Below are 11,668 nucleotides of genomic sequence, written 5' to 3' on the forward strand. Positions count from 1 at the left end.
GGTCAGTGGGAGAGGTCGGCCGGTGCCGCGTGGTCGGCGTCCGGCCGCTGCGCCGGGAGTACGGCGCGGGGGCGGCACTCCGGGGGTTCGATGCTGATCCGGGGCAGCCGGCGCTCCAGCCAGGCGGGGAGCCACCAGTTCGCCCGGCCCAGCATATGCATGAGCGCGGGGACGAGCAGGGTGCGCAGGACGAAGGCGTCGAGGGCGACGGCGACGGCGAGCGCGATGCCGAACATGGCGATGATCCGGTCCCCGCTGAGCACGAACGCCAGGAACACCGAGATCATGATGACGGCCGCCGAGTTGATCACGCGGCTGGTCTCGGCGAGGCCCACGCGCACGGCCCGCCGGTTGTCGCCGGTCTCCAGCCACTCCTCGTACATCCGGCTGACCAGGAAGACCTGGTAGTCCATGGAGAGCCCGAAGAGCACGGACACCATGATCACCGGCAGGAAGGGTTCGATCGGGCCCGCGCTGCCCAGGCCCAGCAGCTCGCTTCCCCACCCCCACTGGAAGATCACGACGACGACGCCGAAGGAGGAGGCCACGGCGGCGACGTTCATGGCGGCCGCCTTGACCGGGATCCCGATGGAGCGGAACGCCAGCAGCAGGAGCAGGCCGCCGAGGGCGATGACCACACCGACGAAGAGCGGCAGCTTGCCGACGATCACGTCGGCGAAGTCGTCGTAGCCGGCGGTGACCCCGCCGACGTGGGCCTCCATCGTGCTGCCGTGACCGGCGCGGGGGATGACGTCCGCGCGGAGGCGGTCGACCAGCTCGCTCGTGGCCCGGGACTGCGGGGCGGAGTCGGGGACGACGGTGAGGATCGCGGTGTCCGCGCTGCGGTTGAAGACGGCCGGGCCGGTGGAGGCGACGCCGCGGGTCGTGCGCAGGGCGTCGGCCAGCCGCTCGACGGCGAGGCGGTCGCCGGCGCCGTCCAGCCGGGCGACGACGGTGAGCGGACCGTTCACACCGGGGCCGAAGCCGTCGGCCAGCAGGTCGTAGGCCTTGCGGGTGGTCGCGGAGGCCGGGTTGTTGCCCTGGTCGGAGGTGCCGAGGTGGAGGGAGAGGGTGGGCAGTGCCAGAGCCGCCATGACGAGGGCGGCGACCAGGCCGAGGAGTTTGGGGTGGCGTTCGACGAAGGCCGACCAGCGGGCCGCGAATCCGGTGGGCGCCTCGGGCCGGGGGCCTTCGGCGGCGAGCCTGCGGCGTTCGCGGCGGGACAGGGCCCGTATGCCGATGTACGAGAGGAGGGCGGGCAGCAGGGTGACGGAGGCCGCCACGGTCAGGACCACCGTGAGGGAGGCGGCCATCGCGACCCCGTTGAGGAAGCCCAGGCGCAGTACGAGCATCCCGAGCAGCGCGATGCAGACGGTGGCCCCGGCGAAGACGACGGCCCGGCCGGTGGTGGCGACGGCGTTCTCGGCGGCCTCCTCGACCGTCAGTCCGCGGGCCAGGCCCTTGCGGTGCCGGGTGACGATGAAGAGGGCGTAGTCGATGCCGACGCCGAGGCCGACGAGGGTGCCGAGCATCGGGGCGAAGTCGGCGACGGCCATGGCGTGCCCGAGGAGGGTGATGCCGAAGTAGGCGCTGCCGACGCTGACCAGGGCGGTGGCGATGGGCAGCAGGCTGGCGGCGAGGGAGCCGAAGGCGAGGAAGAGGACGACGGCGGCGATGGCCACGCCGATGACCTCGGCGAGGTGGGGGCTGGGGGCCTCGGTCAGGCCGATGGCGCGGCCGCCGAGTTCGACCTGGAGGCCATCGGCCTCGGTGGCGGGGTTCTTCGCCGCGTCGACGACGGCCTGGGCCTGGGCCTTGGGCACGGAGTCGGCCTGCTTGTCGAAGGTGACCACGGCGTAGGCGGTGCGGCCGTCGGGGCTGATCCGGGCGGCGTCGGCGGGGCCGGGCCCGTAGGGGCCACTGACGGAGCCGACTCCGGGGAGCGCTGCGACGGCCTCCAGGGCCCGGGTCATCCGGCGTTCGACATCGGGGGTCCGTGCCGTCTGGTGGTCCGGGGTCCGCCACACGATGGTGTCGGTGTCGCCGCCCTGGCCGTGGAAGCCTTCACGCAGCAGGGTGTTGGCCCGGTTGGACTCCGTGCCGGGGACCTCGTAGTCGTTGGAGAACGCCGTTCCGGCGGCCGTGGCCGCGGCGGCCGTCGCGCCGAGGGCGAGCAGCCAGATCAGGACGGTGACCAGCCGGTGTCGCATGCACCACCGTGCGATTGCTGCCAACGGACGTGCTCCCTGGTGGTTCGGATCTTCAGCGGGAGTCGGCCCGACGCAAAGAACGCTTGAACTCGTGAAGTCGTGGACTGGTGAGTCGTGAACTTGTGAAAGGTGCGGCCGCCCGCGGGCGGCCAGGGTGCTGGGTTTACACCTCGTTCGACACGATCGCAGCGTTTCCTGATCGTTGGTCGCTTTCGTGTGCATCGTCACAGGCCTGATCTCCGGCGGGTCCTTCGGCCCGGTAGCCCGGGACGGAGGGCCAGCGGACGGTGAGGACGACCGCGTCCTCCTCCGCGTACCAGGAGTGGTCGACGCCGCGGCCCCAGACCACGTAGTCGCCCTGTTCGGCCAGAACGACGGTGCGGCCGGGGAACTCCAGCCGGAAGCGGCCGCTGATCAGCACCTGGAGGGCGGTGCGCCGCTCACCGGTGACCCAGCGCTCGCGCGCCTCGCCCTTGGGGTGGACCCCCCACTTGATCTCCACGTCCTCGCTGTGCCGCGGGTCCCCCGGCTCCTTGAAGTGCCCCAGGAGCCAGCCCCGGTCGGCGGCGGCGTCGGGGGTCGCCTTGCCGGTGTAGATGGCGCAGTCGTCGTTCACGGGGTGAGGCTAATGCACTTGTGGGCGGCGAGGACCAGCTGATGAGGTGCGCGCATGACGATGGATCTTGCTGAACTGACGAAGGTGCGCGACCGCTACGACGCCGAGGTGCGGCGCGGCGCGGAGGGGCCGCACGTGGAGCGGGCCGGCCGGGTGGTTCGGATGAGCCTGCCCGGATGGAACGGGGTGGTGTGGTCGGACCTCGACGAGGACACGGCGGACGCGGAGATCGCGGCGCAGGTGGCGCACTTCGGCGCGGGCGGGCGGGCGCCGGACGGGCCGGTGTTCGAGTGGAAGCTGTACACCCACGACCGTCCGGCCGATCTCGCCGGCCGGCTGCGCGCGGCGGGCTTCGCGCCGGAGCCGGCCGAGACCCTGATGGTCGGCCGGGCCGCCGACCTGGCGGCCCTGCCCGTGGAGCCGCCGGAGGGGATCACCCTGCTGCGGGTGACGGACGAGGCGGGCGTGGACCTGATGATGGCCGCGCACGACCGGGCCTTCGGCGTGGAGCGGCCCCGGATCAAGGAAGCGGTGCTCGCCCAGCTGCGGGAGGACCCCGACTCCGTCGAGGTCGTGGTGGCGATGGCCGGGGAGGTCCCGGTCAGCTCGGCGCGGATGGAGATCCAGGAGGGCAGCGCCTTCGCGGGCCTCTGGGGTGGCGGCACGGCCCCCGAGTGGCGGGGCCGGGGCATCTACCGCCTGCTGGTGGCGCACCGCGCCCGGATCGCGGCCGAGCGGGGGGTCCCGTACCTCCAGGTCGATGCCTCGGACGACAGCCGCCCGATCCTGGAGCGCCTGGGCTTCGGGGTGCTCGGCGTCACCATCCCCTACATCTGGCAGGGCTGAGGGGGCGTACGGCGTCCGCCGGGGGCCCACCCGTTCCCCGGCGGGTCCGTAGGCCCGGCCGCGAAATCGTTTCCGGGGCCGCCGAAGACGCGGCAGGATCACGCCCATGGACATCACCGAACGCGTCGGCCCGCCCCTGACCGGGGACGAACGCGAGACCCTGCGGGCCTTCCTCGACTTCCACCGGGCCACCCTCGCCTGGAAGTGCGACGGACTCACCGACGAGGAACTGCGCCGCCAGGCCTCCCCGCCCTCCGCCCTCTCCCTGCTCGGCCTGGTGCGTCACATGGCCGAGGTGGAGCGGCAGTGGTTCCGCCGGACGCTCGGCGGCGACACGGACGTCCCGCACCTGTGGTCGGACAGCCGGGACTTCCAGGCCGCCTACGACGCCTCCGGCGCCACCCGCGCCGAGGCCTTCGCCGCCTGGGAGGCGGAGGTGGCCCACTCGCGCGCGGTGGAGGCGGCGGCCGAGTCGCTGGACGTGACGGCGTACGTGCCGAGGTGGGAGGAGGAGGCCTCGCTGCGCCTGGTGATGCTGCACATGATCCACGAGTACGCCCGCCACAACGGCCATGCGGACTTCCTCCGGGAGGCGATCGACGGCACCGTCGGCGCCTGACCGGACCTGGCGCCCGCGACTCCCCCAGTCACCTTTATAGTTAGGCCAGCCTAACCTAAGACACTGGGGGAAGAGCGTGAGCGCTGTGACCACCGAGGCCTATGAGGTCTACCGCGACAGCTGGGGCATCCCGCACCTGCGCGCGTCCGACCCGCTCCGCCTCTCCTACGCACAGGGCCGGATCACCGCCCGCGACCGTGCCTGGCAGCTGGAGGTGGAGCGGCACCGGGCCCAGGGCTCCAGCGCCTCCTTCCTCGGGGCCGACTGGGTGCCCTGGGACCGCTTCGCCCGCCAGGCCCGCCTCGACGACACCGCCCGCCGCTGCTTCGAGGCCCTGGACCCGGACACCGCGGCCTGGGTGGGAGCCTACGTCGACGGGGTCAACGCGGGCCTGGCCGAGGGCGCGGCCCGCGACGACCGCTTCGCCGCCGCCGGCCACACCCCGGCCCCCTGGGAGCCATGGGTTCCGCTCTCGATCTGGATCGGCACGCACATCCTGTTCGCGGGCTTCGCCACCAAGCTCTGGCGCGACCGTGTCGCCCGCGCCCTCGGCGACGGCGCCGCCACCCTCTTCGCCACCGACGGCCCCGGCACCGCCGGCAGCAACGGCTGGCTCGTCGCCGGCGACCGCACCGCCACCGGTGCCGCGATCATCGCGGGCGACCCGCACCGGTTCATCGAGGACCCGGGCGTCTACCAGCAGATCCGCCTGGCCTGCCCCGAGTACGACGTCCTCGGCCTGGCCGTCCCCGGCGTCCCCGGCCTGGCCCACTTCGGCCACGCCGGCTCCGTCGCCTGGGCCATCACCAACGCCATGGCCGACTACCAGGACCTCTACACCGAGCGGCTGCGCCCTGCGGCCTACGGCGTCGAGGCGCTGGGCCCCGACGGCGAGTGGGAACCGGTCGCCCGCCACACCGAGACGATCACCGTGGCCGGCGCCGAGGACGTCGAGGTCGAGATCCTGGAGACGGCCCGTGGCCCGGTGATCGTCAACGAGGAATCCCGCGCCCTCTCCCTGCGCTACCCGCCCCGCGTCCGCGCCGACCTCGGCTTCGCCGCCCTGCCCGCCCTGCTGCGCGCCCGCACCGTCGCCGACGTGGACCGCGCCCTCGACGGCTGGGCCGAGCCCGTCAACGTCGTGCACGCCGCCGACTCCGAGGGCGGCCTGCTGCACCGCGTCGCGGGCGCCGTCCCGCTGCGCGAGGCCGCGAACCGGCTGCGCCCGGTGCCCGCCTGGGACGCCCGCCACGCCTGGCGCGGCTGGGCCGAGACCCCCGCCGAACCGGTGCGGGGCTTCGCCGTCATGGCGAACGCCCGCGGGATCGCGTCCCCGCTCGGCGTGGAGTTCGCTCCCCCGCACCGCGCCGACCGGATCCGCGCCCTGCTCAGCGGCTCCGCCGACTGGTCCCCGAAGGCGATGGCGGACGTCCACCGCGACACCCACCTGGCCTCCGCCGCCCCTCTCCTCGCCCTGCTGCCCGGCCTCGACCCCCTCTCCCCCGAGGCCGCCGCGCTCCGCGACCGGCTCCTGGCCTGGGACCGGCACATGGAGGCCGACAGCACCGACGCCGCCGTCTTCGCCGCCTTCCGCACGGCCGTCGTACGCCGCCTCGCGGCCGACCCCGTCTTCGCGGAGCTGGCCGGCGCCCCCGACGGCCCCGAGGTGTTCCACCCCTGGCTCTACCTGGTCCCCCGGGTCGGCTACGCCCTGGAGGGCCTCCTCGGCACACCCCTCCTCCCCGGCCTGGACCGCGCCGCACACGTCCGCGCCGCCCTGGAGGAGACGGCGGCGGCCGAAGCCCCCGAGGCCCCCTGGTCGGACTCCCACCACCTGACGCCCTGGCAGGCCGTCCCGGACCCGGACGCCGAGTGGCCCGGCCTGGGTGGCGACCACGACTGCGTGAACGCCACCTCGTCCGTCCCCGGCGTCACCGACACCGTCGCCCGGGCCTCGGCCGCCCGCTACGTGTGGGACCTGGCCGACCGCGAGAACAGCCTCTGGGCGGTCCCGCTCGGCGCCGACGGCGTCACCGGCTCCCCCCACCACCGCGACCAGCTCCCGCTCTGGGCCCGCTGCGAACTCGTCCCCGTCGTCACCGACTGGGCCCGCCTCAGCAAGGAACGCTCATGACCCGCACCCCCGTCTACGCCCACCCCGTCGAGGGCTTCGGCACCGTCTCCTTCACCCCCGTCGACCCCGCCGCCGACGCCGCCCTGATCCACAGCTGGGTCACCGAGGAGCGGGCACGCTTCTGGGGCATGGGTGAGGCGAGCCGCGAGCTGGTGCAGGAGATCTACGAGGACGTGGACCGCCGCACCACCCACCACGCGTTCATGGTCAGCCTCGACGGGGAGCAGGTCGCGCTCTTCCAGACGTACGACTGCGCCGAGGACCGGGTGAGCGAGTGCTACGAGGTCCAGCCCGGGGACGTCGGCGTGCACCTGCTGATCGGCCCCACCAAGGGCCCGGCCCGGCACGGCTTCACCGGAGCCCTGATAGAGGCCTTCATCGCCTACCTGTTCACCGAAGGCGGCGCCCTGCGCGTGGTCGGCGAGCCCGACGCCCGCAACGCCAAGGCGATCGCCCTGCTGGAACGTTCCGGCTTCGCGCTCGGCCCGGAGGTGGAACTCCCGGAGATCGACCTCCCCGAGGTCTACCTCCCGGCCAAGCCCGCCCGCCTGGCCTTCCTCACCCGGCAGGCCGCTGCTCGCTGAGGAACTCCGTGATCAGCGCGGCCCATTCGGCCGGGCGCTCGGCGAAGGGGAGGTGCCCGGTGGGCAGCTCCGCGTACCGGGCACCCGGCACGGCCTCGGCCAGCTCCTTCTGGAGCTCCAGCGGCACGAGCCGGTCCTCGGTGGTCGCGATCACCAGGGCCGGTACGGAGACCCCGGCGGCCTCGGCTCGCAGGTCGGCCCCCTTGATCAGGTCGACCTGCCCCACCGTGCCGGCCGTCACGGAAGCGGCGGTCGCCCGCACCACCTCCTCGGCCTCCTCGGCGCTCAGCCCCTCCAGCACCGCCGGGTTGAGCGCCAGCGGCACCATCAGCCGCGCCAGCAGCTCGTTCTCCCCGCGCGCGGCCAGCCCCGACCACAGGTCGCCGACGAACTTCAGCCGGTTCCCGGCGCGCACGAAGGTGGCCGTGAGCACGAGCGCGGTCACCCTCTCCGGATACCGCGCGGCGATCCGCAGCGCCACGTTCCCCCCGAGGGAGTACCCGAGCACCGCGAAGGTCTCCAGCCCCTCGGCGTCGGCGGCGGCCACCAGCTGATCGGCCAGCTCGTCCAGCCGGAGCGGCCCCTCGGCCACCGGGGTCTCCCCGGCCCCCGGATAGTCGACGCCCACGATGCTGTACTCAGCGGCGAGCGCGTCGAGGATCACCCCGAAGTTGCTCTCGACGCCGCCGCCTCCACCGTGGGCCAGCAGCAGACCGGGACCGCCGCTCTCCTTGCGGACGGTACGGGCGTAGGCAGCAGTGATGACAGACATGGCAGGACCTCGTTCATTTCCCTAGCGGTCGTTACGGATTCAACGGTACACGCTTTCTCTATCGATCACTACAGAAATAGCTCGTACACCGGTTTTGTACGGGTGGCGTACGTGCGGTTCGCGAGTCAGCGGGGTCGCGAGGGGGGAAAGTGTCCGGCATGCCCCAGAGCAACAGGCCCAAGCGCAACGCCTCTTGGAAGGTCGTCGGCGTCCTGCTGGCCCATCAGCGCAAGCGCGCCGGGTACACCCAGGTGCAACTGGCCGAACTGGCCTTCTGCGACGTGGAGTCCATCGCCTCCGTGGAACAGGGCCGGAGGCCGCTATCCGTCCGGATGGCCGAGGTCCTCGACAACCACCTCGACTCGAAAGGAGTGCTTCATGACGCGGCGGCAGCCATTCCACGCCGCGAGCGATATCCAGCCTTCGCCCGGGAGTACATGGAGCACGAAGAGGAAGCGCTGAGCCTGTTTTCCTACGAGAACGCAGCCGTTCCAGGACTGCTCCAGACCCCCGAGTACGCGGCGGCAGTCTTCTCCAACTTCTACCCACCCATGCCCACGGACCAGATCAGCCAGCAGACAGAGGACCGCATCGCCCGGCAGAAGCTCTTCCAACGGGCGCCCCAGCCACCGGTGATGCACTTCATCGTCGAACAGTCCCTGCTGGAGCGCCCCATCGGCGGTCGAGCCGTCCTAAGGGGACAACTGCGCCATCTCCGCGCAATGGCCGAACTGCCCTTCGTCGGCTTCCAGATCATCCGCACCGACCGCGACTCCCACGCCGGTCTCGCTGGCCCGTTGGTACTCCTGGAGACCCCAGATCACGATCAGCTCGGCTACTTGGAGGGGCAGCACGTCAGCTTCCTCCAGGACGACCCGGACGAGGTCCATCTCCTCCATCTCAAGTATGGGATGCTGCGTTCGCAGGCGCTCTCCATCGAGCACAGCAAGAGCCTGCTGGACGACCTGCTAGGAGAGTCATGACCCACCAACTGGCCTGGTTCAAGTCGAGCTACAGCAGCGATGCGGGCGGTAATTGCGTCGAAGTCGCCTACGGCTGGCGGAAGTCGAGCTACAGCGGCGACGCCGGAGGCGCATGCGTGGAGGTCGCCGCGCACCCCGCCGCCGTGCACGTCCGCGACTCCAAGGTGACCGGCGGCCCGATCGTCACCGTCGCCCCGGGCGCCTGGGCCTCCTTCCTGGCGACCGCCGTTTCCCATTGACCCCACCCGCCCCGGCCAGCCAAGCTGATCTCCACCAACTGACTGGGCCGGGGGGCGGATTGACCAGCCAGAAGCTGTACATCGGACCCGACTCGGCGCCCGACCGGTACCGACTGCTGCGGTCCATCGGGCGCGGCGGCGAGGCCGTGATCCATCTCGCGGAGCTGGAGCTGGCGGGCGGGGCCGAGCCCGTGGTCGTCAAGGTGCTCGACTCCAAGACGACGATCACGTCCGAGGAGTTCTCCCGGATCAGCCAGAAGTGGAACGAGCAGGCCGAGTTGCTGCGCTTCGTCCACCGCCCCGGGGTCGTCGGTGTACGGGAGCACTTCGAGGGCCCGCCGATCCACCGGGCGGGTGAGGCCTCCGGCCTGTCCGGGCGGTCCCTGGTGCTGGTGATGAACCGCGTGAACGGCGTCGACCTGCGCGACTGGCGGGCCGAGCGGGACCTCTCCACCCCCGCCGGACGGCGCGAGGTGCTCCGGACGCTGGAACAGCTGGCCGAGGTACTGGACTGGCTGCACTCGGGGAAGGCCACCCCGTCCGGGCGTCAGGTGGTCCACGGCGACCTCTCCCCCGGCAATGTGATGGTCGACGCCGACGGGCAGGCCACGCTGGTCGACTTCGGCCTCAGCAAGCTGACCGCCGAACACCGCACGGCCGAGATCTGGTTCACCCCCGGCTACGCGGCCCCCGAGGTCTTCGACGGCCGCCGCACCCCCGCCACCGACCGGTACGCCTTCGGGGCCCTCGCCTACTTCCTGCTGAGCGGGGAGTCCCCGCCCCGCACCCCGGGGCTCCTGGCCGAGGCGATGGCGGAGCTGCCGCAGGTCGCGACGCTGGACCCCGGGCGGCGGGAACGGATCGCGGCGCTCTGCGCCAGTGACCCCGGGGAGCGGCCGCCGAGCCTGGCCGGCTGGGTGCAGGAGGTCCGCCAGGCGGTGGTCTCCGTCCCGCATGAAGAGATCCAGGACGCGCGGCCCGCACAGGCATCGGCACCGGCGGCGCGGCGGCGCAGCCCCGTACTGGTCGCGGCCGCCTGCGCGGTACTCCTGGCGACCGTCGCCGTCACCGGCGTGGAGCTGTTCGGCGACGAGGGCGACGGCAGCCCGGACCGTGCGGGAGGCGCGCAGCCGACGGCCCCGTCCGCGTCCCGCACGTCCTCTCCGCCCCCTGCCGCGTCCGACGCGGGCGGGGTCTCGCTGACCACCCTCCAGCCGGTCGCCAAGAGCGAGTACGCCTGGTTCGAGGCGGGCGACGGCACGCTCGGTTCGCAGCGCTTCGAGACCGCCCTGGTGGCCGCCGGGCCGTACAAGATCTGCGACGGGGCGGCCTCCTACGACCTGGGCGGCGGGTGGAAGACCCTGACCATGGTCGCCGGGGTCGACGACGCCTCGACGCACGCGAACGCGCGCGTCAGCGTGGGGGTGGACGGGAAGTCCGTGTGGAGCGGGACCCTGCGGGTCGGGTCCCCGGAACCCCTGTCGCTCGACGTGGCGAACGGCCGGCGCCTGGACATCTCCTACGTCGACCCGGGGAACACCTGTGGGATGGGCCGGCTCGTCCTGGGCACGCCCACCCTGAGGAAGTAGCGGGGCGGCGGCTTCAGTCGGCCGCCGACACCCCGAGGTCCACCCGCATGGCCGCGCGCATCTCCCGGAGCAGGTCCCAGATCTCCTGCTGGGCCCGGGAGACGGTCTCCATCGTCTCGCCCGCCTCGGGGGCGCCCCGCTCCAGGCGCTTGACCTGCCCGTAGACCAGGGTCAGGGCGTGGTTGACGGCGGTCGCGGGGTCGAGCACGGCGTCCGGGGCGATCATCTGCGCCTCGGAGTACGTGTCCCGGTGCGCGGCCTTCGCCGCGTCGAGCGCCTCCCGGTCCGCGTCCTGCACCCCCTGCTCCCGCATCACGTGCAGGTGGCGGTTGAGGGCGGTGGTGTACTGGCGCGAGTCCCGGTTGAGGGCCGCGTAGCAGGCGCGCCGCAGGGCCAGGTTCTCCCGTACCTCCTCGTGGTCCCGTACGAGTTCTATCTCCCGCCGCTTCGCCCGCTCCGCGCCCCGCTGCGTGAGCAGCGACGCCCCCAGCGTCCCCGCCACACCCACGACGGCGACGACCATCGCCCCGATCTCCACCCATATCCCCCGTACGTTGTGGGAGCAGCGCTCATCGGCAGCTCCCCGCCTCCGCCGTCACCGACAGCAGGTCCGTTCCCTCTTCCCCCGGCCCGATCCGCTCCTTGGGCCGGAGGGTCATGCAGTAAAGCCCCATCAACCCATCCCGAAGGCGTCGCCAACGTCGCCGGGCAGCTCATCGGAGTCGTCCGGGATGTGGATCGCGCCCGCTAGGGAACCGCGGCCCGTCCGCGGGACGCCGGGATGCAAGGGAATCACCTTGGCAATCGGTGTGCCCGCCTTGGTGATCGCCACCTCTTCGCCGGCGGCCACCCGCTCCATGATCTGCGAGAAGCGGCCCTCGGCCTCGTGGACGTCGTACTCACGAAGCTCTTCCATGGCTGCCTCCCCAGCAGAGCGGCGGGTGGGCTGATCAGCGATCAAGGGTAGCCCGGTGATCCGGTCTCCGTCAGCGCACATGGCGGAGGGGGGGGGGGGGGGGGGGGGGGGGGGGGGGGGGGGGGGGGGGGGGGGGGGGGGGGGGGGGGGGGGGGGGGGG

At 72.8% G+C, this 11,668-nt stretch carries 12 protein-coding genes; 7 read left to right on the plus strand and 5 right to left on the minus strand.

Translation table 11 applies throughout. The features are described from left to right. Positions 1 to 2: 2 nt before the first annotated feature. Both WDV06_RS26345 and WDV06_RS26350 read right to left on the minus strand, forming a co-directional pair. A complete protein-coding gene (locus WDV06_RS26345; RefSeq protein WP_395512267.1) occupies positions 3 to 2,234 on the minus strand; it encodes an MMPL family transporter in 2,232 nt (743 codons plus the stop codon). Between the two features lie 139 nt (positions 2,235 to 2,373). After that, positions 2,374 to 2,826: a cupin domain-containing protein gene (locus tag WDV06_RS26350; RefSeq protein ID WP_395512268.1), complete on the minus strand. Its 453-nt coding sequence runs from the start codon at positions 2,824 to 2,826 to the stop codon at positions 2,374 to 2,376. A gap of 60 nt (positions 2,827 to 2,886) precedes the next feature. On the opposite strand from WDV06_RS26350, the gene WDV06_RS26355 reads away from it, so the two are divergent. The 4 genes from WDV06_RS26355 (at position 2,887) to WDV06_RS26370 (ending at position 7,009) form a co-directional block, all read left to right on the plus strand. Then, entirely contained in the window at positions 2,887 to 3,672 is a 786-nt protein-coding gene (locus WDV06_RS26355) for a GNAT family N-acetyltransferase (RefSeq protein WP_395512276.1), read from the plus strand. 106 nt (positions 3,673 to 3,778) lie between these two features. Next, the gene (locus WDV06_RS26360) at positions 3,779 to 4,291 is read left to right on the plus strand and encodes a DinB family protein (protein WP_395512269.1); all 513 of its coding nucleotides are present in this window, start codon (positions 3,779 to 3,781) and stop codon (positions 4,289 to 4,291) included. A 76-nt stretch (positions 4,292 to 4,367) separates the two neighbouring features. Then, positions 4,368 to 6,425 (plus strand): penicillin acylase family protein, encoded by a 2,058-nt coding sequence (locus WDV06_RS26365; RefSeq protein WP_395512270.1) that lies wholly within the window; start codon positions 4,368 to 4,370, stop codon positions 6,423 to 6,425. After that, positions 6,422 to 7,009, plus strand: coding sequence for a GNAT family N-acetyltransferase (locus WDV06_RS26370; protein WP_395512271.1), 588 nt, complete (start codon positions 6,422 to 6,424; stop codon positions 7,007 to 7,009). Before WDV06_RS26365 ends, WDV06_RS26370 begins: the two co-directional genes overlap by 4 nt. Here the strand turns inward: WDV06_RS26370 and WDV06_RS26375 are convergent. Further along, complete coding sequence (locus WDV06_RS26375; RefSeq protein WP_395512272.1) at positions 6,984 to 7,781, minus strand: alpha/beta fold hydrolase; 798 nt, start codon at positions 7,779 to 7,781, stop codon at positions 6,984 to 6,986. The two genes, WDV06_RS26370 and WDV06_RS26375, sit on opposite strands and share 26 nt — an antisense overlap. Positions 7,782 to 7,939: 158 nt before the next feature. Between WDV06_RS26375 and WDV06_RS26380 the strand changes: the two genes are divergently transcribed. Genes WDV06_RS26380 through WDV06_RS26390 form a run of 3 tightly spaced genes read left to right on the plus strand, consistent with a single transcriptional unit; the run spans position 7,940 to position 10,592 of the window. After that, positions 7,940 to 8,764, plus strand: a complete 825-nt coding sequence (locus WDV06_RS26380) for a helix-turn-helix domain-containing protein (RefSeq protein ID WP_045949789.1) — start codon at positions 7,940 to 7,942, stop codon at positions 8,762 to 8,764. Continuing rightward, the gene (locus tag WDV06_RS26385) at positions 8,761 to 9,003 is read left to right on the plus strand and encodes a DUF397 domain-containing protein (protein ID WP_395512273.1); all 243 of its coding nucleotides are present in this window, start codon (positions 8,761 to 8,763) and stop codon (positions 9,001 to 9,003) included. Before WDV06_RS26380 ends, WDV06_RS26385 begins: the two co-directional genes overlap by 4 nt. Before the next feature lie 59 nt (positions 9,004 to 9,062). Further along, a complete protein-coding gene (locus tag WDV06_RS26390; RefSeq protein ID WP_395512274.1) occupies positions 9,063 to 10,592 on the plus strand; it encodes a protein kinase domain-containing protein in 1,530 nt (509 codons plus the stop codon). Between the two features lie 13 nt (positions 10,593 to 10,605). Here WDV06_RS26390 and WDV06_RS26395 read toward each other — a convergent pair whose 3' ends face one another. Then, positions 10,606 to 11,130: a hypothetical protein gene (locus WDV06_RS26395; protein ID WP_395512275.1), complete on the minus strand. Its 525-nt coding sequence runs from the start codon at positions 11,128 to 11,130 to the stop codon at positions 10,606 to 10,608. A 135-nt stretch (positions 11,131 to 11,265) separates the two neighbouring features. Continuing rightward, positions 11,266 to 11,508, minus strand: coding sequence for a type II toxin-antitoxin system Phd/YefM family antitoxin (locus WDV06_RS26400; protein WP_387262765.1), 243 nt, complete (start codon positions 11,506 to 11,508; stop codon positions 11,266 to 11,268). Between the last annotated feature and the right edge of the window lie 160 nt (positions 11,509 to 11,668).

Origin of the sequence: Streptomyces racemochromogenes, assembly GCF_044129415.1 — a bacterium.
Lineage (GTDB): Bacteria > Actinomycetota > Actinomycetes > Streptomycetales > Streptomycetaceae > Streptomyces > Streptomyces racemochromogenes_A.